A 26,316-nucleotide genomic window follows, 5' to 3' on the forward strand; every position below is an offset into this window, starting at 1 on the left:
CTGGACGATTGCGTCGGAAGGCCCTATCTGGAACGTCTCGAAATCCGGCTCGGCCCTTGAAACCGAGAGAGGAGAAACGATGTTCATCGAGACCGAAGTCACCCCCAATCCCGCGACGCTGAAGTTCGTGCCCGGCCGCAAGGTCATGGGCGAGGGCGCCCGCGAATTCCGTTCCGCCGCCGAGGCCGCCGCCTCGCCGCTCGCCCAGCGCCTCTTCGCGGTGCCGGGCGTCACCGCCGTCTTCTTCGGCACCGACTTCGTCTCGGTGACCAAGGACGGCCCGGAATGGCAGCATCTGAAGCCGGCCATCCTCGGCGCCATCATGGAATTCTTCATGTCCGGCGCGCCGCTGTTGGTCGAGGCCGCCGAAGAGGGCGCCTCCCGCGCCTATTCCGAGGACGACGCCCGCGTCGTGGCGACGGTGAAGCAGCTGCTCGACGAGCGCGTCCGCCCGGCGGTCGCCGGCGACGGCGGCGACATCACCTTCCATTCCTACGAGGACGGCATCGTCTATCTGACCATGCGCGGTGCCTGTTCCGGCTGCCCGTCCTCGACCGCGACGCTGCGCAACGGCGTGCAGAACCTCCTCAAGCACTTCGTGCCGGAGATCCGCGAAGTACGCGCGGCCTCCTGAGGCCGCGTTCGTCCGCATCGTCCGCTCGACCTTCGTCGCGCTGATGGCGCGTGCGTTTTCGCGTTATTGATCGATCCATGAAGCTCCTCGCCGTCGATACCGCGCTCGATGCGCTCGCCGTCGCCCTGCTCGTGCGGGACGGCGACCGCGTCGACGTCACGGCGTCGAGCGCGATCATCGGCCGCGGTCATGCCGAGAAGTTGATGGGGGCGATCGACGCGCTGCTCGCCCGCACCGGCACGGCGATCACGGCGATCGACGCCTTCGCCGTGACCACCGGCCCGGGCTCCTTCACCGGCATCCGCATCGGCGTCGCCGCCGTGCGCGGTTTCGCCCTCGCCGCCGGCCGTCCGGCGGTCGGCGTGCCGACCCTCGAGGCGCTCGCCGCCGAGGCGCGGGCACTCGTTCCCGCCCGGGCGATCTTCGCCGTCCTCGATGCCCGCAAGGACGAGGTCTATGCCCAGGGCTTCGCCGCCGACGGCAGCGCCCTCGGCCGTGCCGAGGTGATCGCGCCCGCCCTCGTCGCCGCCCGCGCGGTTGCCGAGGACGCCGTCCTCGTCGGCACCGGCGCGGCGCTGGTCGGCGCCCATGCGCCGACGCTCACCCGCCTCGACGCCCCGACGATCCCCGGCATCGAGACCGTCGCCCGCCTCGCGCTCGCCAAGTTGGATGCCTGCGGCGGGGTCTGCGAGAAGCCGTCGCCGCTCTATGTCCGCCCCGCCGACGCCAAGCCGCAGGACGGCCACCGTCTCGCCCGCCTGACACCCGCGGCGCTGCTCGGCCCCGCCGGGCCGGAGGAGGGCGTGCCATGAGCCTGTGGGACGACATGTGGGGCGCCGCCTGGTGGATGGCGCCGTGGAGCCCCTGGGCCAAGACGCCGATGTTCTCCTTCGAGGAGGCCTGGGCGGAAGACACCGAGAAGCTCGCCGAGATCCACGCCGCCGGATTTCCGGGGGCGGCCTGGAGCGCCGCCGATCTCGCCGCCCTGCTGCGGGAGGAGACGGTGACCGGCGTCGTCGCCCGCCGCGCCAATGCCTTCGGCACGCGCTCGGCGGTCGGTTTCGTCCTCCTCCGCACCGTCGCCGACGAATCGGAAGTGCTGACCGTCGCGGTCGCACCCTCTCATCGCCGCCGCGGTGTCGGCCGCGCGCTGATGGAGGAGGCGATGCGTCGGCTCTACCGCGATCGCATCGCCTCGCTCTTTCTCGAGGTCGATGCGGGAAACGGTGCGGCGCTCGCCCTATATCGCCGCTTGCGCTTCGAGAAGGTCGGCGAGCGCAAGGGCTACTACGCCCACGGCAGCGTGCCGGGCGCCACGGCGCTTGTCATGCGGGCCGATCTTCGTTAATCGCCATGATGGACTTCGATCCGGCCGGGGGAGATCGCCCGTGAACCATCCGACGAACAGATCCGCCAACCCAGAAGGTCCGCTCGAGGATCGCTGCGTCGCAGCCGGCATGCGCATGACCGACCAGCGTCGCGTCATCGCCCGGGTGATCGAGGCCGCCATCGACCATCCCGACGTCGAGGAACTGCATCGCCGCGCGTCCGCGATCGACAAGCGCATCTCGATCTCGACCGTCTACCGCACGGTGAAGCTCTTCGAGGACACCGGCATCATCGAGCGCCACGACTTCCGCGACGGCCGCTCGCGCTACGAGACCGTCTCGGACGAGCACCACGATCACCTGATCGACCTGCGCTCCGGTCGCGTCGTCGAGTTCCGCAACGCCGACATCGAGAAGCTGCAGCAGTTCATCGCCCGCGAACTCGGCTTCCGCCTCGTCGATCACCGGCTCGAACTCTACGGCGTGCCGCTCGACGAGCCCGAGACGCCGTGAGACATCGGAGCGGCGCATGAGGACCTTTCGCGCCGGCATCGCGCTCGCCCGCCTGACGGCGATCACCGTCGTCGCGCTGCCCCTGCAGTGGCTGGCGGTCAGGTTCTCCTGGCCGCTCGCCCGCACCCTTCCCGGCTGGTGGCATCGCCGCGCCCTCGAGGCGCTCGACGTGCGCATCCGCGTCTCCGGAGCCCCGGTCGCCGCCCGGCCGCTGCTGGTCACGCCCAACCACGCCTCCTGGCTCGACATCTCGGTGATCGGCTCGCTGATGCCGGTCTCCTTCGTCGCCAAGGCGGAAGTGGCGACCTGGCCGATCTTCGGCCTCTTCGCGAAACTGCAGCGCTCGGTCTTCGTCGACCGCACCCGCCGCACCGCGACGGGCAAGGCGGCGAGCGAACTCGCCGACCGCCTGTCGTCGGGCGACTGCATGGTGCTCTTCCCCGAAGGCACCTCGTCGTGGGGCGACCGCGTCCTGCCCTTCCGCTCGGCGCTGCTCGGCGCGGCGCGGGCGGCGATCGACGTCGGCGGTCACGACGAGGTCTTCGTCCAGCCGATGACCGTCGCCTACACCCGCATCGCCGGCCTGCCGGTCGGCCGGGCCGAACGCCACCGCGTCGCCTGGGTCGGCGACGACGAGCTGATGCCGCATCTCTGGGGCATCGCCACCGCCGGCGGCATCGACGTCGAGATCGTCTGGGGCGAGGCCCGCCCCTTCGGCGCCGGGACCGACCGCAAGAGCCTCACCGCCGAACTCGAGGCCGGCGTGCGCGCCGGTCTCTCCGCCTGCCTCCACCCGGTGCAGGCGATCGTCGTCGAGGTGCCCGAGCCCGCCGAGGCGGAGGCGGGCGACGCGGCGTGAGGCCGGATTGCGCGGACAGGGCGGTTTCGCCGCCGGCCGTTCTGCGATAGAGAGCGCCGAACGATACGGCGGGCGGCCGGAGGCCCCCGCCTTGCAGGACAGCCTTCACGGACGGGTTCCATGAGCGAGACGAAGAAGGTCTTCATCAAGACCTACGGCTGCCAGATGAACGTCTACGACAGCGAGCGGATGACCGACACGCTGGCGCCGAACGGCTGGGTCGAGGCGGCGAGCGCCGACGAGGCCGATCTGGTCATCCTCAACACCTGCCACATCCGCGAGAAGGCCTCGGAGAAGGTCTATTCCGAGCTCGGCCGCATGCGCGTGCTGAAGGCGGAGAAGGCGGAACGCGGCGAGAAGCTGCTGGTCGGCGTCGCCGGCTGCGTCGCCCAGGCCGAGGGCCGCGAGATCGCGCGGCGCGCGCCGGTCGTCGACATGGTCTTCGGCCCGCAGAGCTACCACCACCTGCCCGACATCCTCGCCCGCACCTCGAACGGCGCCCGCGTCGTCGAGACCGAGTTCCCGGTCGAGGACAAGTTCGACCATCTCGCCCCGGCGACGCGCGAGAAGACCATCGCCCGCGGCCTGACCGCCTTCCTGACGGTGCAGGAGGGCTGCGACAAGTTCTGCACCTTCTGCGTCGTGCCCTACACCCGCGGTGCCGAGACCTCGCGCCCCGTCGACCGCATCCTCGCCGAGGCCCGCCGTCTGGCCGACGCCGGCGTGCGCGAGGTGACGCTGCTCGGCCAGAACGTCAACGGCTTTCACGGGGAAGGTCCGGACGGCGAGACCTGGCGCCTCGGCCGGCTCTGCCGCGCGCTCGCCGAGATCCCCGGCCTCGACCGCATCCGCTATACGACCAGCCATCCCCGCGACATGAGCGACGATCTTCTCGAAGCCCATCGCGACCTGCCGCAGCTGATGCCCTGGCTGCATCTGCCGGTGCAGTCGGGCAACGACCGGATCCTCGCGGCGATGAACCGTCGCCACACCCGCGACGAGTATCTCCGCCTGATCGACCGCATCCGCGCCGCCCGCCCCGACATCGCGATGTCGGGCGACTTCATCGTCGGCTTCCCCGGCGAGACCGAAGCCGAATTCGCCGACACGCTGTCGATCGTCGCCGAGGTCGGCTACGCCTCGGCCTTCTCGTTCAAGTATTCCGCCCGCCCCGGCACGCCGGCCGCCGGCGAGACCGACCAGATCGCGGAAAGCGTGAAGATCGAGCGCCTCGCCCGGCTCCAGGCCGAGATCGACGCCGCGACCCGCGCCTTCAACGCCTCGCGCCTCGGCATGGAGATGGACGTGCTGATCGAGAAGCCCGGCCGCCACCCCGGCCAGATGGCCGGCCGTTCGCCCTGGCTGCAGGCGGTGCATCTCGTCGCACCGGAGACGCTGCTCGGCCGGATCGTGCGCGTGCGTGTGGATGCCGTCGCACCGAATTCACTGACGGCGAGCCTGATCGGTGTAGCATCGGACGGAAGGTCCGATTCGGCCGTCGAGGGAGGTGCCCGGTGAACGATGCGAAGAGCCCGTCTTCCAACGACTTCCCGGTGACGGGCCACGCCTCCGACATGACCCATGTCGTCCTCGCCTTCGACGACAACCGCCTCGTCTCCGATCTCTTCGGCCAGTTCGACCAGAACCTCGCCGAGATCGAGCGCCGCCTGCAGGTCACGGTGGTCGCCCACGGCAATCAGGTGACGATCAAGGGGCCGCACGAGCGCTGCGAGGTCGCCCGCACCGTGCTCGAGACCCTGTGGGAACGGCTCCAGGCCGGCCGCGAGGTCCATCCCGGCGACGTCGACGGCGCCATTCGCATGGCCGAGAGCGAGGCCGAGCAGCTGCCGCTGCCGACCCTCGAGCCCAAGACCCGCTTCGCCCCGGCGCAGATCTCCACCCGTCGCAAGACCGTCTCGGCCCGCACGCCGGCGCAGGACGCCTATGTCCGCGCCATGGACCGCGCCGATCTCGTCTTCGGCATCGGCCCGGCCGGTACCGGCAAGACCTATCTCGCCGTCGCCTATGCCGCCGCCCTGATCGAGCGCGGCGACGTCGACCGGCTGATCCTGTCGCGCCCGGCGGTCGAGGCCGGCGAACGTCTCGGCTTCCTCCCCGGCGACATGAAGGAGAAGGTCGACCCCTATCTGCGCCCCCTCTACGACGCGCTCTACGACATGATGCCGGCGGAGAAGGTCGAACGCGGCCTGCAGTCCGGCATGATCGAGGTGGCGCCGCTCGCCTTCATGCGCGGCCGCACCCTGTCGAACGCGGTGGTGCTGCTCGACGAGGCGCAGAACTGCACCGCGATGCAGATGAAGATGTTCCTGACGCGTCTCGGCGAGAACTCCAAGATGATCGTCACCGGCGACCCGACCCAGGTCGACCTGCCGTCCGGCACCCGCTCGGGCCTCGTCGACGCGCTGGAGATCCTCGGCGGCATGCCCGGCATGATCCGGGTGAACTTCACCGAGAAGGACGTGGTGCGCCACGAACTCGTCCGCCGCATCGTCAAGGCCTACGACGACGCCTCGCGCGAACGTCTCGCCGCCGAGAAGGCGCGCGAGGAGGCGCGTCTCGCCGCCCGCGCCGAGTTCGGCACCGACGACATGCTCCTGCGCGACAAATACGGCATCACCCGCCCCGACCGCGGAGAGCGGACGTGAGCGAGACGCCGTCGATCACCGTCGACATCGCCGTCGAGGCCGAGGCCTGGGGCGACGAGACGGCATGGCGCCCGCTCGCCGAACGCGTCGCCGCCGCGGTCGCTGCCCGCGACGAGCTGATCGTGCCGGAGGCGGCGGAGCTGTCGCTGGTGCTGACCGACGACGCCCGCATCCGCGAGCTGAACCGCGACTGGCGCGACAAGGACAAGCCGACCAACGTGCTGTCCTTCCCCGCCGCCGACCCGGACGACGACGATCCGGGGCCGCTGCTCGGCGACGTGGTGATCGCCCGCGAGACCACGGCGCGCGAGGCGGACGACGAGGGCAAGACCCTCGAGGACCACGTCGCCCATCTCCTCGTCCACGGCCTTCTCCACCTCTTCGGCTTCGACCACGAGACCGACGAGGAGGCCGAGGAGATGGAGGCGCTGGAACGCGAGATCCTGGCCGGTCTCGGCATCGCCGATCCCTACGCCGACGAGAGCGGCGAAGGAGCGAATTGACACGAACCGCCCGCGCGCCGCACCATCGGTGCTCGAATGGCGAAAGAGATCGACGCGAGATGAGCGACGCGAATTCCCCCGGTTCGGGGCAGAGTACCGGCGCCGCGGGCAGGGCCGAGACGGCCGACGCCCGTGGCGAACAGTCTTCCCGATCGGGCGAGAGCTGGCTCGATCGATTGCGCGCCGCGGTGGGCTGGAAACCGTCCGCCGCCGAGCTGCGCGAAAACCTCGAGAGCGCCCTCGACGAAGCCGGTGAGGAAGGGTTCTCGACCGAAGAGCGCGAGATGATCCGCGCCATCCTGCGTCTCGGCGAGACCCGCGTCGACGACGTCATGGTCGCCCGCGCCGACATCGAGGGCATCGACGAGGACACCACGCTCGAACGCGCCCTCCTCGCCTTCATGGTCTCCGGCCATTCGCGCATGCCGGTCTATCGCGAGAGCCTCGACGAGGCGGTGGGCATGATCCACATCCGCGATCTCGTCACCCACGTCACCCGTGCCGCCCAGATCGGCGACGATCCGGCGACCGCCCGGCTCGACCTCGCCCGCGCCGACCTCGGGCAGAAGCTGGGCGTGACCGGCCTCGTCCGGCCGGTGCTCTTCGTCCCCGGTTCGATGCGCGCCGACGACCTGCTGACGCGGATGCAGGCCGAGCGCATCCAGATGGCGCTGGTGATCGACGAATACGGCGGCGTCGACGGTCTCGTCTCGATGGAGGACATCGTCGAGACCGTGGTCGGCGACATCGAGGACGAGCACGACGAGGAGGAGGATGCCGACATCGTCGCCTCCGGCCCCGACCTGTGGCTGGTCGATGCCCGCACCGCGCTCGAGGACGCCGCCGAGACGATCGGCTTCGACTTCTCCGGCATCGGCCTCGACGACGAGGTCGAATCCGTCGGCGGCCTGATCGTCGCGCTCGCCGGTCGCGTACCGGCGGTGGGCGAGATCTTCGTCTCCGACCGTATGCCCGGGCTCGCCGTCGAGATCCTCGACGCCGACAACCGCCGTCTCAAGCGCCTGCGGCTCCAACGTCGTCCGGTCGACGCCGTCTGAGCGTGCCGCGAGCGTCTTGACGTCGTCGTCCTCCGCCGACGAGGTGGGGCGACGCCGCGCGTGCCGTGATTCGCCCAGGAGACGCCCTCGATGCTCGAATCCATCGCCCATGCCGTCACCCTGTCCTGGGGTTGGCGACGGGCCGGTCTGGTCGCGCTCGCCGGCGCCCTCGGCGCCCTCTCGTTGGCACCGTTCCACGCCTTCCCTGTGTTCTGGATCTCCTTCCCCGTGCTGGTCTGGGCGCTCGACGGCGCCGCCGACATGAAGGAGGGCCATCGCCTCGCTCGGCTCGGGCCGGCCTTCTTCGTCGGTTGGGCCTTCGGTTTCGGCTGGTTCCTCGCCGGCCTGTGGTGGATCGGCGTCGCCTTCCTGGTCGATGCCGAGGAGTTCGGCTGGCTGCTGCCGATCGCCATCGCCACGCTGTCGATCGGCCTCGGCCTGTTCCATGGGCTGGCCGCGGCGCTCGCCCGCCTGCTGTGGTCGGAGGGGCCGGCGCGGATCGCGGCGCTCGCCGTCGGCTTCTTCGTCGCCGACTGGCTGCGCGGTCACGTGCTGACCGGCTTTCCCTGGAACCTGATCGGCTACGGCTTCGCCGCCAACGAGCCGATGATGCAGATCGATTCCGTCCTCGGCGGCTACGGCCTGACGCCGCTGGCGGTGCTGGTCTTCGCCGCCCCGGCGGTGTTGGCGAGCCGGCGCAAGTCCGACCTGCGCTTCCTCGCGGCGATCACGATCGTCTTCGTCGCGGTGGTCGGCTGGGGCGCCGTGCGGCTGCACTTCGCCCCGACCACCTTCGTTCCCGACATCCGCTTCCGCATCGTCCAGCCGGCGATCGAGCAGGTGAAGAAGTTCTCGGCCGACTACAAGACCGAGACCATGGAGCGCTACGTCGAGCTCTCCCGCCGACCGGCGCTCGGCGCCGACGGCAAGCCGCTGCCGACCGACCTCCGGTCGGGCACCGGCGGTACGGGCGGCATTCCCGGCATCACCCACCTCGTCTGGCCGGAGTCCGCCTTTCCCTTCGTGCTCGCCAACGAACCCTGGGCGCTGTCGACCATCGCCCAGCTGATCGGCGACCGTACCGTGCTCTTCACCGGCGCGGTGCGCGGCGAGGCGCCGGCGGCCGGCGACGTCCGTCACCGCTGGTACAACTCGATCTACGCCATCGGTCGCGACGCCGAGATTCTCGCCGCCTACGACAAGGCCCATCTCGTGCCCTTCGGCGAATACCTGCCGTTCCAGGACGCGCTCGAGAGCGTGGGTCTGCGCCAGCTGACCAAGCTGCGCGGCGGCTATTCCGCCGGCCCCGGCCTGCGCACCCTGACGCTGCCCGGCCTGCCGCCCTTCGCACCGCTGGTCTGTTACGAGATCGTCTTCCCCGGCGAAGTGGTCGAGGCCGCGCACCGGCCGGAGTGGATGCTCAACGTCACCAACGACGCCTGGTACGGCATGACGCCCGGTCCCTGGCAGCACCTCCACCAGGCCCGCCTACGTGCCGTAGAGGAAGGCCTTCCGGTTGTAAGAGCCGCCAACAACGGCATCTCCGCAATGATCGATCCGATGGGACGAATCGTCGCCGACTTGACCTTGGGTCGTGTCGGCGTGGTCGACGCGGATCTTCCGAAGTCTACGGAATCCACGGTATTCTCACGTTTCGGTATGATCCCTTCGGCGGTGCTCGTATTGTTTGTATTTTTATGGGCTGGTTACCGACGCGTTCACCGTGGCGGTTAGCGGATTCTTGAAAACGGTTGTATTTGGTTGACTTCGAGTGCGTGCGCACTCAATGTTCGACCAGCGGATGGCGAACTGGAGCCGTCGGGATTTCGATCGAGAGCCCGCCGGTCATGGTCGGATCGCAACCGGTCCTCGGGGGGGACCGGCCATGCGGATGCGCGCCGACGAGCCGCTGCGACGCCGGTTTCGCTCGTTCCCCTGCGATGGAGTCGGCGCCTTCCAACGCAAGCGACATAAGAAGCGAAAGAATGATCATGGCCAGCAAGAAGTCTCCGAATCCGATCGACGTCCACGTCGGTTCCCGCGTCCGCCTTCGCCGCATGATGCTCGGCATGTCGCAGGAAAAGCTCGGCGAGCACCTCGGCATCACCTTCCAGCAGATTCAGAAGTACGAGAAGGGCACGAACCGCATCGGCGCCAGCCGGTTGCAGGCGATCGCCCGCGTGCTTTCGGTTCCGGTCGCCTTCTTCTTCGAAGACGCCCCCGGCCAGGCCCCGGTCGCCGGCGATCAGGGCTTCGACGAGCCGCAGACCACCTCCTACGTCGTCGACTTCCTGTCGTCGTCCGAGGGCCTGTCGCTCAACAAGGCCTTCATCCGCATCAAGGACCCCAAGCAGCGCCGCAAGGTGGTCGAACTCGTCAAGGCGATGGCCGGCGAAGAGGACGAGTGATCGTCCCCGCCGTTCGTTCGATCGGGGCGCGCGGACGCGAGTTCGCGCGCCCCATGCGTTTCTGGAAGTCCCGCGCGTTTTCGCGAGAGCGCATTCCGGGCAAAAAACGTTTCCCACGTTCGTGTCGCGGCGGAAGCGCTCGCTTGCTACCGCGGCGCGCCGTTGCTAAACGGGAAGCGCATTTTCGCCGGCCTCGCGCCGGCTCTTCCGGCGGTCGGACCGCGAGGTCGGGACCGAGCCATCCCACGAGCCCTTACGCGTGTCCGCGGATCCGCGTTCGGGCCTGATCCGAAAGATCCGAAGACGTGTCTCGCGCCAGCTATCTCTTCACTTCGGAATCCGTGTCCGAGGGCCATCCCGACAAGGTCTGCGATCGCATCTCCGACGAGATCGTCGACGCCTTCTTCCGTCTCGGCCCGCAGCTCGGCTGGGATCCGGCGCACCTGCGCGTCGCCGCCGAGACGCTCGCCACCACCAACCGCGTGGTGATCGCCGGTGAGACCCGCGGCCCGGCCGGCATCACCCACGACCTGCTGCGCCACCTCGCCCGTCTCGCCATCCGCGACATCGGCTACGAGCAGGACGGCTTCCACTGGGAGCACGCCGACATCGCCGTCCACCTGCACGCCCAGTCCGCCGACATCGCCGTCGGCGTCGATGCGGCCGGCAACAAGGACGAGGGCGCGGGCGATCAGGGCATCATGTTCGGCTACGCCTGCCGCGAGACGCCGGACCTGATGCCGGCACCGATCTACTACGCCCACAAGATCCTCGAGGATCTGGCGACCGCCCGCAAGACCGGCCCGCTGAAGATGCTCGGCCCGGACGCCAAGAGCCAGGTCACCGTCGCCTACGAGAACGGCAAGCCGGTGCGCGCCGCCCAGATCGTGCTGTCGACGCAGCATCTCGACGAGACGCTCTCCTCCGCCGACATCCGCAAGATCGTCGAGCCCTACATCGTCGAGACGCTGCCGGCCGGCTGGGTGAACGACGACACCGTCTGGCACGTCAACCCGACCGGCAAGTTCGTCATCGGCGGTCCCGACGGCGACTGCGGCCTGACCGGCCGCAAGATCATCGTCGACACCTACGGCGGTGCCGCGCCGCACGGCGGCGGTGCCTTCTCCGGCAAGGACCCGACCAAGGTCGACCGTTCGGCCGCCTATGCCGCGCGCTACCTCGCCAAGAACGTGGTCGCCGCCGGTCTCGCCGATCGCGCCACCATCCAGCTCGCCTATGCCATCGGCGTGTCGCAGCCGCTCGCCGTCTACGTCGACCTGCACGACACCGGCAAGGTCGACGCCGCGGCGATCGAGAAGGCGGCGCGCGAGGTGATGAGCCTGTCGCCTCGCGGCATCCGTGAGCACCTCGGCCTCAACAAGCCGATCTACGCCCGCACCGCCGCCTACGGCCACTTCGGCCGCGCGCCGGCCGAGGACGGCGGTTTCTCCTGGGAGAAGACCGACCTCGTCGATGCCCTGAAGGCCGCCGTCGGCGCCTGACGACATCGTCGCGACACGTCGAAGCGCACGCCGGGACGAACATCCCGCGTGCGCTTCCTGCATCGAGGCCCGCCGTGATCGACCCGACTCTGATCGACCCGACCATCGACCCCGCCGCGGAACCCCCCGCCGAGCCGCACGACGCCGAGGAGGCCCGTTCGCGCGCCTTCTACGGCCGCCGCAAGGGCAAGGCGCTGCGCCTCGGCCAGGCGGCGGCGATCGAGGAGCTGCTGCCGCGCCTCGCCGTCGACGTCTCGACCCCCGGTCTCGATCCGCGCACGCTCTTCACGAACGCCGTCGACGACGTCTGGGTGGAGAGCGGCTTCGGCGGCGGCGAGCATCTGGTCGAGACGGCGAAGCTGAACCCGACCATCGGCTTCGTCGGTGCCGAGCCCTTCGTCAACGGCATGGCCAAGGCGCTGGTGTCAATCCACGAGGAGGCGCTAGAGGACCGCATCCGGCTGCACCATGCCGATTCGGTCTTCCTGCTCGACGCGCTCGCCGATGCCTCGATCGGCCGCTTCTACCTGCTCTATCCCGACCCCTGGCCGAAGAAGCGCCACTGGAAGCGCCGCTTCGTGCAGAAGGACAATCTCGACCGCATCGCCCGCGTGCTGCGTCCCGGCGGCGAGTTCCGCTTCGCCTCCGACTGGGCGCCCTATGTCGACTGGGCGCTGGCCGAGGTCCTCGCCCATCCCGCCTTCCGCTGGACGGCCGAGATCGCCGACGACTGGAAGACGCCCTGGGCCGGCTGGCCGGGCACGCGCTACGAGGAGAAGGCGATCCGCGAGGGTCGCACGCCGGCCTATCTGATCTTCCGCAGGGTGTGATCGGACGAGAATCGGCACGCGACGCGCGATCCGCTTGCAATCCGCGCCGATTCGACTATGTTGCGCCTCGAGCAAGAAATTCTTGGATCGTCTTCCGGACGAAACGAGAGTGGGCCCCCGCCGGGACCCGCTCTTTCGGTGTTGGTCGCACGACCCCTTTGCCGACGAAGCCGATCCCGACCGACGGAGCCACGCCGCTGACCACCCGCCACGAACCCCGACTGATCCGTGAAACCGGGCTCGATGCCCGCATCGCGGCGATCGCCGAACCGGTGATCGAAGATCTCGGCTATCGCCTCGTGCGTGTGAAGTGCTCCGGCCGAAACGGCTTCACGGTCCAGGTCATGGCCGAACGGCCCGACGGCACCATCGGCGTCGACGACTGCGAGCAGATCAGCCGCAACCTCGCCCCCGCCATCGACGCCGACGATCCGGTCGACCGCGCCTATCACCTCGAAGTGTCGTCGCCGGGCATCGACCGGCCGCTGGTGCGCCGCACGGACTTCGAACGCTGGTCCGGCCACGTCGCCAAGATCGAGCTGTCCGAGGGCCACGACGGCCGTCGGCGCTTCCGCGGCGTGATCGTGGGCATGCGCGACGACACCTTCGGCCTTCGTCTCGACGATGTCGCCGAAGGCCAGCCCGACACCGTCTGGCTCCCCTTCGCGCTCCTCTCGGAGGCGCGGCTGGTGATGACCGACGATCTCATCGCCGCCTCCTTCCGGGCGGCCAAGCATGCCCTGGCCGCGGAAGACGTGGCCGAGGCCGGGGAAGACGAAACGGACGGCGCTTCCGTCCACTGAGTTGAGACGTCACGAGGACGGTCCGGCGGGTGCCGCGACCCGGGGACCTCGAGGGAGAAGACGATGGCAGTCAGCGCCAACAGACTGGAACTCCTCCAGATCGCCGATGCGGTCGCTCGCGAGAAGGTCATCGATCGCAAGATCGTTCTCGCCGCCATGGAGGACGCCATCCAGAAGGCCGCGCGCTCGCGTTACGGCTCCGAGACGGAGGTCCGCGCCGAGATCAACCCGAAGACCGGCGAGATCCGTCTGCAGCGCCTCCTCCAGGTGGTCGAAGACTTCCAGAACCCCTCGACCGAGATCCCGCTGGTCGACGCCCGCATGCGCAATCCCGACGCCCAGCCCGGCGACTGGATCGGCGAGCCGCTGCCGCCGATGGACTTCGGCCGCATCGCCGCCCAGTCTGCCAAGCAGGTCATCGTCCAGAAGGTGCGCGAGGCCGAGCGCGATCGCCAGTTCGACGAGTTCAAGGACCGCATCGGCGAGATCGTCAACGGCACCGTCAAGCGCATCGAATACGGCAACGTGATCGTCGATCTCGGCCGCGGCGAGGCGATCATCCGCCGCGACGAGCTGATCCCGCGCGAAGCCTTCCGCAACGCCGATCGCGTCCGCGCCTATGTCTACGACGTCCGCCGCGAGCAGCGCGGGCCGCAGATCTTCCTGTCGCGCACCCATCCTCAGTTCATGGCCAAGCTCTTCGCCCAGGAAGTGCCGGAGATCTACGACGGCATCATCGAGGTGAAGTCGGTCGCCCGCGATCCGGGCTCGCGCGCCAAGATCGCCGTCGTCTCGCGCGACGGCTCGATCGACCCGGTCGGCGCCTGCGTCGGCATGCGCGGCAGCCGCGTCCAGGCGGTGGTGCAGGAGCTCCAGGGCGAGAAGATCGACATCATCCCGTGGTCGAACGACCCGGCGACCTTCATCGTCAACGCCCTGCAGCCGGCCGAAGTCTCCAAGGTCGTGCTCGACGAGGACGCCGGCCGCATCGAGGTGGTGGTGCCGGACGACCAGCTGTCGCTCGCCATCGGCCGCCGCGGTCAGAACGTCCGCCTCGCCTCGCAGCTGACCGGCTGGGACATCGACATCATGACGGAGGCCGAGGAATCGGAGCGCCGTCAGAAGGAATTCGCGGAGCGCACCCGTCTCTTCATGGACGCGCTGGACGTCGACGAGGTCGTCGCCCAGCTGCTGGCCACCGAAGGCTTCTCGACGGTCGAAGAGATCGCCTATGTCGGCGTCGACGAGATCGCCCGCATCGAAGGCTTCGACGAGGAGACCGCGGAAGAGATCCAGGCCCGCGCCAACTCGCATCTCGAGGCGCTCGAGGCCGCCCAGGACGCCGAACGCCGTGAACTCGGCGTCGAGGACGCCCTGCGTGAGGTGCCCGGCGTGACGACGGCGATGATGGTCGCCCTCGGCAAGGAAGGCATCAAGACGGTCGACGATCTCGCCGGCTGCGCCACCGACGATCTCGTCGGCTGGACCGAGCGCAAGAACGGTGAAGTGGAGAAGCACGGCGGCACGCTGGACGGCTTCGAACTGAGCCGCGCCGAGGCCGAGGCCATCATCATGGCCGCGCGCGTCGCCGCCGGCTGGATCGAGGCGCCGGTCGCCGAAGCCGAGGAAGACGAGGCGGAGAGTGCCGACGACTGAGGCCGATGCCGCGCCGCTCGACGGCACGGCCGCGCACGAAGACGGACCGCTCGACGGTCCGGCCGAATACGACGAGCGCCCCCCGAAGAAGGGGGACGTCTCGCGCACCTGCATCGTCTCGCGCGAGGTGATGCCGATCGCGGATCTGATCCGCTTCGTCCTGGCCCCCGACGGTTCGGTGGTGCCGGATCTGAAGCGGGATCTGCCCGGTCGCGGGGTGTGGGTGGAGGCGACGCGGACGGCCGTCGAGAAGGCCGTCGCCAAGCGCCTCTTCGCCCGCGGCCTCAGGGCGCAGGTGACGGTCGATCCCGGGCTTCCCGCCCTGGTCGACCGGCTGATGAACGATCATGCGCTCGGGACGTTCGGTCTCGCGCGCAAGGCGGGGCTGGTGGTGACCGGCTTCGCCAAGGTGGAAGCGGCGGTGGCGCGCGAGCGTCTCGTCTGTGTCGTCCATGCCGCGGAAGCTGGCGCGGACGGCATCAACAAGTTGACGGCGGCGCTGAGGCGCCGCTTCGGAGGAGAAGGCGGCTGTCCGGTCGTCCGAATCTTCGCCGGGCCCCAATTGGATTTGGCATTGGGGCGGTCGAATGTGATACATGCTGCGCTGCTTCACGGACGAGCGGCCGAAATCTTCCTCGAGCGCGCTTCGGCGCTCGGCCGGTACCGTGGCGAGGCGATCACGCGGGTACCGTCGAACGACGATAACGCTCAGACGAGCGGCACCGAGCCGCAGGAATGACGGGCAAATGAACGACACGAACAGCTCCGGCGAGAAGACCCTGCACGTCGACGTCAAGAAAAAACTGACGTTGAAGCTGAAGACCGATGCGACGGTCCAGCAGAGCTTCAGTCACGGCCGCTCCAAGACGGTCGTCGTCGAGACGAAGAAGAAGCGCATCCTGAAGCCGGGCGAGGTCGAGCACGGCCACGCCCCGGTCCATGTCGCGCCCAAGCCGGTCGAGGCGCCCGCGCCGCGGCCGGCGGTCGTCGCCGCTCCGGCTCCGACCCCCGCTCGGGCGCCGGTCGCTCCGGCGCCGGCCGCTCCGGCCGCGCCCGCCCGTCCGGCCCCGCCGCGTTCCGGCGTCGTGCTGCAGACCCTGTCGGCCGGCGAGCGTGCCGCCCGCGAGCGAGCCCTCGCCGAGGCCCGCGTCCGTGACGAACAGGATCGCGTCCGTCGCGTCGAGGAAGAGCGTCTGCGCGCCATCGAGGAAGAGCGCCTGCGCAAGGAGCGTGAGATCGAGGCCGCCCGCCGTGCCGCCGAGGTCGAGGCCGCCCGCATCGCCGAGGCCGAGCGCATCGCCGCCGGCGGCGAGCCCGCGCCCGAGCCGGAGGTCGTCGAGGCCCCGGTCGCCGCCAAGCCCGCCGAGGCCGCCCGTCCCGCCGCCGCAGCTCCGGCCGCCCCGGCGCGTCCGGCCCGTGCCGTCGAGGAAGAGGACGAGCGTCGTCCCGTCTCGCGTCCGCCGGCTGGTGCCCAGCGCCGCATGGTCGCCCCGCCGCCGCCCAAGCCGACCCGCACCAAGGGCGACGACAAGCAGCGCGGCAAGCTCACCGTCGTCACCGCCCAGTCGGGCGACGACGAGGAGGCCGGTCGCGGTCGTTCGGTCGCCGCCTTCAAGCGCCGCGTCCAGCGCCAGCAGCGCCGCATGCAGTCCTTCGAGCCGCGCGAGAAGATCTCCCGCGAGGTGATCCTGCCCGAGACGATCACCATCCAGGAACTGTCCAACCGCATGGCCGAACGCGCGGTCGACGTCATCAAGCTGCTGATGAAGCAGGGCCAGATGATGAAGATCAACGACGTGATCGACGCCGACATGGCGGAACTGATCGCCGTCGACATGGGCCACACGGTCAAGCGCGTCGCCGAATCCGACGTCGAGGAGGGCCTGTTCGCCGCCCCCGACGAGGTCGTCGCGATGCAGAGCCGTCCGCCGGTCGTGACCATCATGGGTCACGTCGACCACGGCAAGACCTCGCTGCTCGACGCCATCCGCTCCACCAAGGTGGCGGCGGGCGAAGCCGGCGGCATCACCCAGCACATCGGTGCCTATCAGGTCGAACTCCACGGCCAGAAGATCACCTTCATCGACACCCCCGGCCACGAGGCCTTCACGGCGATGCGTTCGCGCGGCGCCAAGGCCACCGACATCGTCATCCTGGTGGTGGCGGCCGACGACGGCGTCATGCCGACGACGGTCGAGGCGATCAACCACACCCGCGCCGCGGGCGTGCCGATCATCGTGGCGATCAACAAGATCGACAAACCGCAGGCCGACGTCCAGCGCGTCCGCAATGCCCTGCTCCAGCACGAGATCGTGGTGGAATCGCTCGGTGGCGACGTGCTCGAGGTCGAGGTCTCGGCCAAGCAGCGCATCAATCTCGACAAGCTGCTCGAGACCATCCTGCTGCAGTCGGAAGTGCTCGAACTCAAGGCCAACGCCGAGCGCGCCGCCGAGGGCACCGTCATCGAAGCCAAGCTCGACAAGGGCCGCGGCGCGGTGGCGACGGTTCTCGTCCAGCGCGGCACGCTGAAGGTCGGCGACATCCTCGTCGCCGGTCACGCCTGGGGCCGCGTCCGCGCGCTGCTCAACGACCAGGGCGAGGCGGTGCGCGATGCCGCGCCGTCGATGCCGGTCGAGGTGCTCGGCTTCCAGGAGACCCCGGAGGCGGGCGACCGCTTCGCCGTGGTCGAGAACGAGGCCCGCGCCCGCGAGGTCGCCGACTACCGCATGCGCCTCAAGCGCGAGAAGGCTCAGGCCCGCGGTTCGTCGGCGCGCGGCTCGCTGACCGAGATGATGAACCAGCTCAAGACCGCCGGTCGCAAGGAGTTCACGCTCGTCGTCAAGGGCGACGTGCAGGGCTCGCTCGAAGCGATCGTCGGCGCGCTGGAAAAGCTCGGCAACGACGAGGTTCGTGCCCGCGTCATCCACGGCGGCGTCGGTGGCATCACCGAATCCGACGTGACGCTGGCCTCGGCCTCGGGTGCCGCGATCATCGGCTTCAACGTCCGCGCGTCGAAGGAAGCGCGCGAGGCGGCGGAGCGCGAGGGCGTCGAGATCCGCTACTACAACATCATCTACGACCTGGTCGACGACGTGAAGAAGGCGATGAGCGGCATGCTCACGCCGGAAATCCGCGAAACGATGCTGGGCAACGCCAAGATCCTCGAGATCTTCGCGGTCTCCAAGGTCGGCAAGGTGGCGGGCTGTCTCGTCACCGACGGCACCGTCGAGCGCGGCGCCTCGGTCCGTCTCATCCGCGACAACGTCGTCATCCACGAAGGCAAGCTCTCGCAGCTCAAGCGCTTCAAGGACGATGCCAAGGAAGTCATGTCGGGCCAGGAGTGCGGCATGTCCTTCGAGGCCTATCAGGACATGCGCGCCGGCGACGTCATCGAGTGCTACCGCGTCGAAGAGATCGCCCGCTCGCTGTGATCGGGTGAGAAGAATCCGGGCGACGCCTCGGCGTCGCCCGATCCCGTCCATCCCCGTCGGGTCCGACCCCCGACCGAGGAACGAACATGTCCGAGACCTTCCGTTTCCGCATGGCGCGCGCCGACTGGGTCGCGCTGTCTTCGGCCGTCGCGTTCCGGCCGCTGCTGTTCCGGCTCGCCGTCACCGTCGTGCTGCTGTCGATGGTGACCATCGTCATGTCGATGCTCCAGTCGACCGACCCGACGGCGAAGTCGATGCTCGACGACGCGATGCGCGGCGGCTCGGACTGGTATCCCTTCTACGGCCTGATCGCCCTGGTCGTCGCCGGCACGCTGTTCCGCCACAGACTGGTCGCCTTCAACGCCGCCGCCGGCTTCCGCCGCATGCCGCTGGCCGACAAGGAACTCGCCGTCGAGTTCGGCGCCGAGGAGGTCCGCGTCAAGGAGACCGAGGGCGGTCCCTTCGACTGGCGCTTTCCCTGGGCCGCCGTGAGCCGCGTCATCGAGACGTCGACCCATCTGATCCTGGCGACCGGCGGTCGCGAGGGTCTGCCGATCCCGCGCGCCGCCTTCGCCGACGCGGCGGCCTTCGCCGCGGTCCGTGAGACCGTGGCGGCCCGTGTCGCCGAGGGGACGCCCCGCGAGAGCCTCTGAACCGCCGACCGCCCGGCAGACCGCGTCGATCCGCCCACCCTCGGGCCGGTCCACGATCGCCGCCGCCGTCCGGCCCATCGAGAGAAGAACCCCATGTCCCGCTTCGACGAACAGGGCTCCGGCCCGTCCCAGCGCCAGCTCCGCGTCGGTGAAATCATCCGCCACGCGCTCGCCGACGTGCTGACCCGCGGCCAGATGGCCGATCCCGACCTCGACGGCATCATCCTGACGGTGCCCGAGGTGCGCATGTCGCCCGACCTCAAGAACGCCACCGCGCTGGTGATGCCGCTCGGTGGTCGCGACATCAAGAAGGTCATGGCGGCGCTCGAGCGGTCGCGGAAGTGGTTCCGCGGCCAGATCGCCCGCCGGATCGACCTCAAGTTCGCCCCCGACATCCGCTTCATCCTCGACACCCGCTACGACGACGACGACGCGGTGACGAGCGTGCTGCATCGTCCCGAAGTCGCTCGCGACCTCGGCGACGACGAGGCGAAGTGAGGCGCGACCGCGACCTCGGGGTGCGACGCGCCCGATCGACCAGATTCGGAATTCGACGGAAGGCAGCCCATCCATGGCCCGCAGGAAGAAGTTCGACGACGTTCACGGCTGGGTCGTGCTCGACAAGCCGCTCGAGGTGACCTCGACGCAGGCGGTCGCGCGGCTGAAGAAGCTCGCCCACGCCAACAAGTGCGGCCATGCCGGCACGCTCGACCCGCTGGCCACCGGCATGCTGCCGATCGCCCTCGGCGAGGCGACCAAGACCGTCTCCTTCGTCATGGACGGCACCAAGATCTACCGCTTCACCGTGCGCTGGGGCATCCAGACCTCGACCGACGACCGCGAGGGCGAGGTCATCGCCCGCTCCGACGTGCGCCCGACCCGCGCCGCGATCGAGGCGATCCTGCCGGAGTTCATCGGCGAGATCATGCAGGTGCCGCCGAAGTTTTCGGCCATCAAGATCGACGGCGAACGCGCCTACGACCTCGCCCGCGACGGCGAGGAGGTGGTGCTCGAGGCCCGTCCGATCGAAATCCTCGGCCTCGACCTCGTCGACATGCCCGACGCCGACACCACCGTCTTCGAATGCGAATGCGGCAAGGGCACCTATGTCCGGGCGCTCGCCCGCGACATGGGCAAGCGGCTCGGCACCGTCGGCCACGTCGTCGGCCTGCGCCGCATCGTCGTCGGTCCCTTCGAGGAAGAGGACATGATCCCGCTCTCCGAACTCGAGGCGGCCTTCGAGGCCGGCGGTTCGGATGCCGTCCGCGCGCTGATGTCGCCGGTCGAGGCGGGGCTCCAGGAAGTGACCGAAGTGGCGATCAACCGCGATGCCGCCGCCCGTCTGCGCCGCGGCCAGTCGGTGATCCTGCGTGGCCGCGACGCCGTCGCCGACGAGGACGCGGTCTACGCGACCTGCGGCGGCGAACTGGTGGCGATCGGCGAGGTCGCCCGCGGCGAACTGATGCCGCGCCGCGTGTTCATGCTCGACGAGGCGTGATCTTGGAATTCTCGCCGAAAGCGTGCGTGATGCGAGATTGACTCTTGACGAGAGTCGTGTTTGCGACTCATATACCTCCATATCCGCTACGCCCGTAGGCGGGCACCTTATGTAAAAGACCCCCGCTCGGCAACGAACGGGGGTCTTTTCATGATTCGTGCTTGCGTTCTGATCGATGGCGGGCATCTCCGCGTACTGACCCGGAAGGCCGGGTACAATTACATTCCGGATTATATCGAGAAAGTAGCGCATGCGAGTGTCGGAGAGACTGAGTGGCTACTACGAATTCTTTATTATGACTGTGCGCCATATCGTGGAAAAGTAAAACTACCGGTTTCTGGCTTGGATTTTGAATTCAATGGCTCTGATCACTGGCTGCACGAGTTGGCTGCAAAGGATCTGATCGCTGTCAGGCGCGGGATTTTGAAATTTCGAGGCTTCAAGCCGAAAAAAATACCTGTCAAGGGAACGGAACTGACTGACGATGATTTTAAGGCGGATTTTGAGCAAAAAGGCGTAGATATGCGAATCGGTCTGGACATCGCAAATTATGCGGTGAATAGGACTGTCGAACGAATTATTCTCATTACTGGAGATACCGATTGTCTGCCGGCGATGAAGCAGGCAAGAACAATGGGGTTGCAAATAGTTCTCATAACATTTCCAGGTGTTCGGGTTGCGCCAGAGTTGCTTGAGCATGCGGACTTCCAAAGAACCATTGTATGGCCATTGGACTGATCTTCAGAGCTTCGGCGGGTGGATGCAGTCGGCGAGTTCCGGCGACTTGGCCGCCCGTCGCGCGATGATCCCCGCCACCCGGGCGACCCGCGCGTTCGGCGCGTGGGCGTCGCGCGTGTGCGGGTTGGGCAGCATGGCGACGAGCAGCGCCGCCTCGCGGGCCGAGAGCCGCTCCGCCCCCTTGCCGAAGGCACGCCGGGCGCCGGCCTCGATGCCGAACTCGCCGTGCGGCCCCCATTCGGCGATGTTGAGCCAGGTCTCGAGGATCTTCTCCTTCGACCAGACCAGATCGACCAGCATCGACAGCGGGATCTCGATCGCCTTGCGCACCACGCTGCGGCCGTTCCACAGGAAGAGATTCTTGGTCAGCTGCATGGTGATGGTCGAGCCGCCGCGGCTCGGACCGCCCTCCTCGTCGACGACGTCGAGCAGTTCCTCCCAGTCGACCCCGCCGTGACCGCAGAAACCGTTGTCCTCCGAGGCGATGGCGGTGACGACGACGTCGCGGTCGATGCGCGAGAGCGGCATCCATTGCCGCGTCACCGTCTCGCCCGAGAGGCCGCGCCACAGCATCAGGGGCGTCGGCGGATGGCCGATCGAATGGGCGAGGAGCCCCGCCGCCGGCCACAGCGCGGCGAAGGCGAGGACGATCGCCGCGATGCGCACGAGCCTCATTCCACCGTCCTCGGTGGCGACCGGCGCTTCATCGTTTCGACATCGCAATCGCTTTGTTTCATGGTCCCTTCCATCGGGAGATTGCCGTGATCGCTCCGCTCGCCGACGATGCACCCCGCCGCGCGGACCTGGTCGAGATCGTCGCGAGCGATCCGCTGATCGCCGCGACGCTGGTCCGGGCGCGCGATCTCGCCCTGCCCGATTGGCTCGTCGTCTCCGGCGCCGTCTATCAGACGGTCTGGAACCGGCTGACCGGCCGCCCCTCCGGCTACGGGCTGAAGGACATCGATCTCGTCTGGTTCGATGCCGGCGACCTCTCCTTCGAGGCGGAAGACCGGGCCATCGCCCGCGTCGGAGCGATCTTCGCCGATTGGCCGGTCCCGGTCGAGGCGCGCAATCAGGCCCGTGTCCATCTCTGGTTCGAGCAGCGCTTCGGTGCGCCCTACGCCCCGCTGTCGTCGAGCGCCGAGGCGCTCGGCCGCTATGCCTCGGTCTGCCATGCCGTCGGGCTGCGGATGGAGGCCGACGGCCGCATCGACGTCTACGCCCCCTTCGGCCTCGACGACGTCTTCGCCCTCCGTGTCAGGCCGAACCGCGTGCTCGACAATGCCGCGACCCATGCCGCCAAGGCGGCGCGGATGGCGGTGCTGTGGCCGGAGCTGACGGTCGAGCCCTGGTGATCCGCGATCGGCATCACCCATCGCGCGCGCCCTCATCGCGTGCTCCCTCGCCCCGGGCCTCGGCGACGAGCCAGGCCTCGAAGGCGGCGACCAGCGCCGAGCGGCCTTCGGCTTCCGGCCGCACCAGATAGTAGGCCGAGCGCGTCGCCAGCGGCAGCGGGAAGAGGATCTCCAGCCGCCCGCCGTCGAGTTCCTCCTCGATCAGGAAGCGCGGCACCAGCGCCGCACCCATCCCGGCGGCGGCGGCCTCCGACACCATCGAGAACTGGTCGAAGCGCGGCCCGCGCCACACCGCGTCGGTGGTGAGGTCGATCGCCGCGAACCAGTCGGCCCAGGCGGTCGGCCGCGTCGACTGGTGGATCAGCGGCGCCGCCTCGAGGTCGCGCGGCGCGGCGATACCATGGCGTGCGGCGAAGCCCGGTGCGGCGACCGGCACCACCTCCTCGTCCATCAGATGCGACAGCACCCCGCCCGCCCAGACGGGTTGGCCGACGTGGATCGCCGCGTCGAACGGGTCGCTGGCGAAGTCGAAGGGCGCGATCCGCGCCGCCATGTTGATGGTGACGTCCGGATGCGCCGCCAGGAACCGCGGCAGCCGCCGGACCAGCCAGCGCGCGCCGAAGGTCGGCAGCACCGCGAGATCGAGCACGCCCCGCGTGCCCGAGAAGCCCATCACCCGATGCGTCGCCTCGCCGAGATCACCGAGCGTGCGGCGCACGTCGGCGAGATAGGCCCGCCCCGCCTCCGACAGCACCACCCGCTGGCGCACCCGGTCGAACAGGGCGATGCCGACGAGGTCCTCCAGGGCCCGGATCTGCCGGCTGATCGCGCCCTGCGTCAGGTGCAGTTCCTCGGCGGCGCGCGAGAAACTCTCGTGCCGAGCGGCGCATTCGAAGGCGACCAGCGAACCGATCGGGGGCAGGAAGCCGCGGCGAAACACGGGGATCATTCCTCACTGTCATGACCTGGTGAGAATTTCTCGCTTTTCTCGCGGCCTGTCGAGCATGATTGTCATGACCCGACACCGGCCGACGGACGCGTCGCCCGGCCAGCCCCTTTGTCTGCCGAGTATCCGGAGCTCGCCCCATGACCCTTTCGACCCCGCTCGCCGCGGAGACCCACGACCTGCTCGTCACCCTCGGCGTCGATCGCGCCCTGTTCGGCGGCGGCACGCTGCCGGTGACCTCGCCGATCGACGGTTCCGAGATCGGCCGCGTCATCGAGCACGAGGCGGAGGAGGCCGAGACCGCCATCGGCCGCGCCGACGCCGCCTTCCGCGTCTGGCGCTCGGTGCCCGCCCCCAAGCGCGGCGAGCTCGTCCGCCTGCTCGGCGAGGAACTGCGCGCCCACAAGGTCGAGCTCGGCCGCCTCGTCACCATCGAGGCCGGCAAGATCGTGTCGGAAGGCCTCGGCGAAGTGCAGGAGATGATCGACATCTGCGACTTCGCGGTCGGTCTGTCGCGCCAGCTCTACGGCCTCACCATCGCCACCGAGCGTCCGTCGCACCGGATGATGGAGACCTGGCACCCGGTCGGCGTCGTCGGCGTCATCTCGGCCTTCAACTTCCCCGTCGCGGTGTGGTCGTGGAACGCCGCGCTCGCCTTCGTCTGCGGCGATTCGGTCGTCTGGAAGCCGTCGGAGAAGACGCCGCTGACCGCGCTCGCCGTCGCCGCCCTGTTCGAGCGCGCCGTCAAGCGTTACCGCGAGGCCGGCAACGAGGCCCCCGACGGCCTGCTCGAGATGCTGCTCGGCGGCCGCCCGATCGGCGAGATCCTGGTCGACGACCCGCGCGTGCCGGTGATCTCGGCAACCGGCTCGACCGCCATGGGCCGCGCCGTCGGCCCGCGCATCGCCAAGCGCTTCGGCCGCGCCATTCTCGAGCTCGGCGGCAACAACGCCGCCATCGTCGCGCCCTCGGCCGACCTCGACCTGTCGCTGCGCGCCATCGCCTTCTCGGCGATCGGCACCGCCGGCCAGCGCTGCACCTCGCTGCGCCGCCTCTTCGTCCACGACTCGATCTACGACACGCTGGTCACCCGCCTGCGCCGCGCCTACGGCTCGGTCGCCGTCGGCGATCCGTCGAGCAGCGCCACGCTGGTCGGTCCGCTGATCGACGCGCCCGCCTGGGAGCGGATGAAGAAGGCGCTGGATGCCGCCCGCGAACTCGGCGGCACCGTCACCGGCGGCAATCGCGTCACGGTTCCCGGCCGCGAGGGCGGCGTCTACGTCACCCCGGCGCTGGTGGAGATGCCGTCGCAGGGCGGCCCGGTGGTCGAGGAGACCTTCGCGCCGATCCTCTACGTCATGCGCTACACCAAGTTCGAGACCGCGCTGAAGCTCAACAACGCCGTGCCGCAGGGCCTGTCGTCGTCGATCTTCACCAACGACCTGCGCGAGGCCGAGCTCTTCACCTCGGCGCTCGGCTCCGACTGCGGCATCGCCAACGTCAACATCGGCCCCTCGGGCGCCGAGATCGGCGGCGCCTTCGGCGGCGAGAAGGAGACGGGCGGCGGTCGCGAGGCCGGTTCCGACGCCTGGAAGGCCTACATGCGCCGCGCCACCAACACCATCAACTACGGACTGACCCTGCCGCTGGCGCAGGGCGTCAAGTTCGACGTCGAAACCTGAGACGCGGGATCGCGTCTCCCCCCATCCGGCCAAGAAACGAGGAAACGACAATGGCGAGCCCCAAGGGTGCCCCCTTCAAGTGGGAGGATCCCTTCCTCCTCGACGAGCAGCTGACCGAAGACGAGCGCATGATCTCCGAGACCGCCCGGGCCTATGCCCAGGACCGTCTGGCGACGCGCGTGGTCGACGCCTATCTCGAGGAGAAGACCGATCGTGCCATCTTCGAGGAGATGGGCGCCCTGGGTCTCCTCGGCGTCACCGTCGACGAAGCCTACGGCGGTGCCGGTGCCGGCTACGTCTCCTACGGGCTGGTCGCCCGCGAGGTCGAGCGCGTCGATTCGGGCTATCGCTCGATGATGTCGGTGCAGTCGTCCCTCGTCATGTACCCGATCGAGGCCTACGGCTCGGAAGAGCAGAAGCTGAAGTACCTGCCCAAGCTCGCCACCGGCGAGTGGGTCGGCTGCTTCGGCCTGACCGAGCCCGACGCCGGCTCCGACCCGGCGGGCATGAAGACCCGCGCCGAGAAGATCGACGGCGGTTACCGCCTGATCGGCTCGAAGATGTGGATCTCCAACTCGCCGATCGCCGACGTCTTCGTCGTCTGGGCGAAGTCGGCCGCCCACGGCGGCGAGATCCGCGGCTTCGTGCTGGAGAAGGGCATGAAGGGCCTCTCCGCCCCGAAGATCGGCGGCAAGCTGTCGCTTCGCGCCTCGATCACCGGCGAGATCGTCATGGACGGCGTCGAGGTGCCCGAGAGCGCACTGCTGCCGAACGTCTCCGGCCTCAAGGGCCCGTTCGGCTGCCTCAACCGCGCCCGCTACGGCATCGCCTGGGGCGTCATGGGCGCGGCGGAAGACTGCTGGATGCGCGCCCGCCAGTACGGCCTCGACCGCAAGCAGTTCGGCAAGCCGCTCGCCGGCACCCAGCTCTACCAGAAGAAGCTCGCCGACATGCAGACCGAGATCACCCTCGGCCTCCAGGCGGCGCTGCGGGTCGGCCGGCTCTTCGACGAGGGCAAGATGGCGCCGGAGATGATCTCGATCATCAAGCGCAACAACTGCGGCAAGGCGCTCGACATCGCCCGCATGGCGCGCGACATGCACGGCGGCAACGGCATCCAGATCGAATACGCCGTGATGCGCCATGCGGCGAACCTCGAGACGGTCAACACCTACGAGGGTGCCCACGACGTCCACGCCCTGATCCTCGGCCGCGCCCAGACCGGCATCCAGGCGTTCTTCTGAGGAAGATGC

The 26,316-nt window shown here is 69.1% G+C and carries 27 protein-coding genes; 24 read left to right on the forward strand and 3 right to left on the reverse strand.

The annotated features are described in order from the left end of the window. Positions 1-79: 79 nt before the first annotated feature. The 10 genes from ACT541_RS02160 (at position 80) to lnt (ending at position 9,295) form a co-directional block, all read left to right on the forward strand. A complete protein-coding gene (locus ACT541_RS02160) occupies positions 80-634 on the forward strand; it encodes a NifU family protein (protein WP_476133923.1) in 555 nt (184 codons plus the stop codon). Between the two features lie 77 nt (positions 635-711). Next, positions 712-1,446 (forward strand): tRNA (adenosine(37)-N6)-threonylcarbamoyltransferase complex dimerization subunit type 1 TsaB, encoded by a 735-nt coding sequence (gene tsaB / locus ACT541_RS02165; protein ID WP_476133924.1) that lies wholly within the window; start codon positions 712-714, stop codon positions 1,444-1,446. Continuing rightward, positions 1,443-1,982: a GNAT family N-acetyltransferase gene (locus ACT541_RS02170; protein WP_476133925.1), complete on the forward strand. Its 540-nt coding sequence runs from the start codon at positions 1,443-1,445 to the stop codon at positions 1,980-1,982. Before tsaB ends, ACT541_RS02170 begins: the two co-directional genes overlap by 4 nt. 109 nt (positions 1,983-2,091) lie before the next feature. Beyond that, a complete protein-coding gene (locus tag ACT541_RS02175; protein ID WP_476136004.1) occupies positions 2,092-2,475 on the forward strand; it encodes a Fur family transcriptional regulator in 384 nt (127 codons plus the stop codon). 16 nt (positions 2,476-2,491) lie between these two features. Next, positions 2,492-3,334 (forward strand): lyso-ornithine lipid O-acyltransferase, encoded by an 843-nt coding sequence (olsA, locus tag ACT541_RS02180; protein ID WP_476133926.1) that lies wholly within the window; start codon positions 2,492-2,494, stop codon positions 3,332-3,334. 120 nt (positions 3,335-3,454) lie between these two features. Beyond that, positions 3,455-4,852: a tRNA (N6-isopentenyl adenosine(37)-C2)-methylthiotransferase MiaB gene (miaB, locus tag ACT541_RS02185; RefSeq protein ID WP_476133928.1), complete on the forward strand. Its 1,398-nt coding sequence runs from the start codon at positions 3,455-3,457 to the stop codon at positions 4,850-4,852. 56 nt (positions 4,853-4,908) lie between these two features. Then, positions 4,909-6,000 (forward strand): PhoH family protein, encoded by a 1,092-nt coding sequence (locus ACT541_RS02190; RefSeq protein WP_476136005.1) that lies wholly within the window; start codon positions 4,909-4,911, stop codon positions 5,998-6,000. Continuing rightward, the gene (ybeY, locus tag ACT541_RS02195; protein ID WP_476133930.1) at positions 5,997-6,503 is read left to right on the forward strand and encodes an rRNA maturation RNase YbeY; all 507 of its coding nucleotides are present in this window, start codon (positions 5,997-5,999) and stop codon (positions 6,501-6,503) included. The genes ACT541_RS02190 and ybeY overlap by 4 nt, the downstream gene beginning before the upstream one ends. A 59-nt stretch (positions 6,504-6,562) precedes the next feature. Beyond that, positions 6,563-7,561 (forward strand): hemolysin family protein, encoded by a 999-nt coding sequence (locus ACT541_RS02200; RefSeq protein WP_476133931.1) that lies wholly within the window; start codon positions 6,563-6,565, stop codon positions 7,559-7,561. 90 nt (positions 7,562-7,651) lie between these two features. Further along, the gene (gene lnt, locus ACT541_RS02205) at positions 7,652-9,295 is read left to right on the forward strand and encodes an apolipoprotein N-acyltransferase (RefSeq protein WP_476133932.1); all 1,644 of its coding nucleotides are present in this window, start codon (positions 7,652-7,654) and stop codon (positions 9,293-9,295) included. Between the two features lie 49 nt (positions 9,296-9,344). Here the strand turns inward: lnt and ACT541_RS02210 are convergent, their stop codons facing one another. Beyond that, positions 9,345-9,563, reverse strand: coding sequence for a hypothetical protein (locus ACT541_RS02210; protein WP_476133934.1), 219 nt, complete (start codon positions 9,561-9,563; stop codon positions 9,345-9,347). Between ACT541_RS02210 and ACT541_RS02215 the strand changes: the two genes are divergently transcribed. The 11 genes from ACT541_RS02215 to ACT541_RS02265 all read left to right on the forward strand — a co-directional run bounded on the left by ACT541_RS02215 (position 9,553) and on the right by ACT541_RS02265 (position 21,080). After that, positions 9,553-9,969 carry a helix-turn-helix domain-containing protein gene (locus ACT541_RS02215; RefSeq protein ID WP_476133935.1) on the forward strand — a complete coding sequence of 139 codons (417 nt, stop codon included), beginning with the start codon at positions 9,553-9,555 and terminating at the stop codon, positions 9,967-9,969. The genes ACT541_RS02210 and ACT541_RS02215 overlap by 11 nt on opposite strands. Before the next feature lie 305 nt (positions 9,970-10,274). Beyond that, complete coding sequence (gene metK, locus ACT541_RS02220) at positions 10,275-11,471, forward strand: methionine adenosyltransferase (RefSeq protein WP_476133937.1); 1,197 nt, start codon at positions 10,275-10,277, stop codon at positions 11,469-11,471. Between the two features lie 104 nt (positions 11,472-11,575). After that, entirely contained in the window at positions 11,576-12,301 is a 726-nt protein-coding gene (gene trmB, locus ACT541_RS02225) for a tRNA (guanine(46)-N(7))-methyltransferase TrmB (protein WP_476136006.1), read from the forward strand. Between the two features lie 158 nt (positions 12,302-12,459). After that, entirely contained in the window at positions 12,460-13,104 is a 645-nt protein-coding gene (gene rimP, locus ACT541_RS02230) for a ribosome maturation factor RimP (RefSeq protein ID WP_476133939.1), read from the forward strand. Positions 13,105-13,167: 63 nt separating this feature from the next. After that, entirely contained in the window at positions 13,168-14,760 is a 1,593-nt protein-coding gene (nusA, locus tag ACT541_RS02235) for a transcription termination factor NusA (protein ID WP_476133940.1), read from the forward strand. Beyond that, complete coding sequence (locus ACT541_RS02240) at positions 14,747-15,499, forward strand: RNA-binding protein (protein ID WP_476133941.1); 753 nt, start codon at positions 14,747-14,749, stop codon at positions 15,497-15,499. Before nusA ends, ACT541_RS02240 begins: the two co-directional genes overlap by 14 nt. Before the next feature lie 7 nt (positions 15,500-15,506). After that, positions 15,507-18,191, forward strand: coding sequence for a translation initiation factor IF-2 (gene infB / locus ACT541_RS02245; RefSeq protein WP_476133942.1), 2,685 nt, complete (start codon positions 15,507-15,509; stop codon positions 18,189-18,191). An 86-nt stretch (positions 18,192-18,277) separates the two neighbouring features. Next, entirely contained in the window at positions 18,278-18,844 is a 567-nt protein-coding gene (locus ACT541_RS02250) for a YcxB family protein (RefSeq protein ID WP_476133943.1), read from the forward strand. Between the two features lie 93 nt (positions 18,845-18,937). Further along, complete coding sequence (gene rbfA, locus ACT541_RS02255; protein ID WP_476133945.1) at positions 18,938-19,342, forward strand: 30S ribosome-binding factor RbfA; 405 nt, start codon at positions 18,938-18,940, stop codon at positions 19,340-19,342. Between the two features lie 73 nt (positions 19,343-19,415). Next, the gene (gene truB, locus ACT541_RS02260; protein WP_476133947.1) at positions 19,416-20,342 is read left to right on the forward strand and encodes a tRNA pseudouridine(55) synthase TruB; all 927 of its coding nucleotides are present in this window, start codon (positions 19,416-19,418) and stop codon (positions 20,340-20,342) included. A 150-nt stretch (positions 20,343-20,492) separates the two neighbouring features. Then, positions 20,493-21,080, forward strand: a complete 588-nt coding sequence (locus ACT541_RS02265) for an NYN domain-containing protein (protein WP_476133949.1) — start codon at positions 20,493-20,495, stop codon at positions 21,078-21,080. 3 nt (positions 21,081-21,083) lie between these two features. Here the strand turns inward: ACT541_RS02265 and ACT541_RS02270 are convergent, their stop codons facing one another. Further along, entirely contained in the window at positions 21,084-21,755 is a 672-nt protein-coding gene (locus ACT541_RS02270) for a transglycosylase domain-containing protein (RefSeq protein ID WP_476133950.1), read from the reverse strand. Between the two features lie 86 nt (positions 21,756-21,841). Between ACT541_RS02270 and ACT541_RS02275 the strand changes: the two genes are divergently transcribed. Beyond that, on the forward strand, positions 21,842-22,435 hold the full coding sequence (locus ACT541_RS02275; RefSeq protein ID WP_476133952.1) for a nucleotidyltransferase family protein: 594 nt from the start codon (positions 21,842-21,844) through the stop codon (positions 22,433-22,435). A gap of 13 nt (positions 22,436-22,448) precedes the next feature. On the opposite strand, the gene ACT541_RS02280 is transcribed toward ACT541_RS02275, so the two are convergent. Beyond that, complete coding sequence (locus ACT541_RS02280; RefSeq protein ID WP_476133953.1) at positions 22,449-23,384, reverse strand: LysR substrate-binding domain-containing protein; 936 nt, start codon at positions 23,382-23,384, stop codon at positions 22,449-22,451. A 137-nt stretch (positions 23,385-23,521) separates the two neighbouring features. Between ACT541_RS02280 and amaB the strand changes: the two genes are divergently transcribed. Both amaB and ACT541_RS02290 read left to right on the forward strand, forming a co-directional pair. After that, positions 23,522-25,063 carry an L-piperidine-6-carboxylate dehydrogenase gene (amaB, locus tag ACT541_RS02285; RefSeq protein ID WP_476133955.1) on the forward strand — a complete coding sequence of 514 codons (1,542 nt, stop codon included), beginning with the start codon at positions 23,522-23,524 and terminating at the stop codon, positions 25,061-25,063. Positions 25,064-25,113: 50 nt separating this feature from the next. Further along, positions 25,114-26,307, forward strand: coding sequence for an acyl-CoA dehydrogenase (locus ACT541_RS02290; RefSeq protein ID WP_476133956.1), 1,194 nt, complete (start codon positions 25,114-25,116; stop codon positions 26,305-26,307). Positions 26,308-26,316 lie beyond the last annotated feature (9 nt).

Source organism: Pinisolibacter sp. DMC100, from assembly GCF_056313705.1.

Coding starts and splice junctions, on each gene's coding strand:
- ACT541_RS02160 (WP_476133923.1), top strand. CDS start 80: ATGTTCATCGAGACCGAAGTCACCCCCAATCCCGCGACGCTGAAGTTC.
- tsaB (WP_476133924.1), top strand. CDS start 712: ATGAAGCTCCTCGCCGTCGATACCGCGCTCGATGCGCTCGCCGTCGCC.
- ACT541_RS02170 (WP_476133925.1), top strand. CDS start 1,443: ATGAGCCTGTGGGACGACATGTGGGGCGCCGCCTGGTGGATGGCGCCG.
- ACT541_RS02175 (WP_476136004.1), top strand. CDS start 2,092: ATGCGCATGACCGACCAGCGTCGCGTCATCGCCCGGGTGATCGAGGCC.
- olsA (WP_476133926.1), top strand. CDS start 2,492: ATGAGGACCTTTCGCGCCGGCATCGCGCTCGCCCGCCTGACGGCGATC.
- miaB (WP_476133928.1), top strand. CDS start 3,455: ATGAGCGAGACGAAGAAGGTCTTCATCAAGACCTACGGCTGCCAGATG.
- ACT541_RS02190 (WP_476136005.1), top strand. CDS start 4,909: ATGACCCATGTCGTCCTCGCCTTCGACGACAACCGCCTCGTCTCCGAT.
- ACT541_RS02200 (WP_476133931.1), top strand. CDS start 6,563: ATGAGCGACGCGAATTCCCCCGGTTCGGGGCAGAGTACCGGCGCCGCG.
- lnt (WP_476133932.1), top strand. CDS start 7,652: ATGCTCGAATCCATCGCCCATGCCGTCACCCTGTCCTGGGGTTGGCGA.
- ACT541_RS02215 (WP_476133935.1), top strand. CDS start 9,553: ATGGCCAGCAAGAAGTCTCCGAATCCGATCGACGTCCACGTCGGTTCC.
- nusA (WP_476133940.1), top strand. CDS start 13,168: ATGGCAGTCAGCGCCAACAGACTGGAACTCCTCCAGATCGCCGATGCG.
- infB (WP_476133942.1), top strand. CDS start 15,507: ATGAACGACACGAACAGCTCCGGCGAGAAGACCCTGCACGTCGACGTC.
- ACT541_RS02250 (WP_476133943.1), top strand. CDS start 18,278: ATGTCCGAGACCTTCCGTTTCCGCATGGCGCGCGCCGACTGGGTCGCG.
- rbfA (WP_476133945.1), top strand. CDS start 18,938: ATGTCCCGCTTCGACGAACAGGGCTCCGGCCCGTCCCAGCGCCAGCTC.
- truB (WP_476133947.1), top strand. CDS start 19,416: ATGGCCCGCAGGAAGAAGTTCGACGACGTTCACGGCTGGGTCGTGCTC.
- ACT541_RS02265 (WP_476133949.1), top strand. CDS start 20,493: ATGATTCGTGCTTGCGTTCTGATCGATGGCGGGCATCTCCGCGTACTG.
- ACT541_RS02270 (WP_476133950.1), bottom strand. CDS start 21,755: ATGAGGCTCGTGCGCATCGCGGCGATCGTCCTCGCCTTCGCCGCGCTG.
- ACT541_RS02280 (WP_476133953.1), bottom strand. CDS start 23,384: ATGATCCCCGTGTTTCGCCGCGGCTTCCTGCCCCCGATCGGTTCGCTG.
- amaB (WP_476133955.1), top strand. CDS start 23,522: ATGACCCTTTCGACCCCGCTCGCCGCGGAGACCCACGACCTGCTCGTC.
- ACT541_RS02290 (WP_476133956.1), top strand. CDS start 25,114: ATGGCGAGCCCCAAGGGTGCCCCCTTCAAGTGGGAGGATCCCTTCCTC.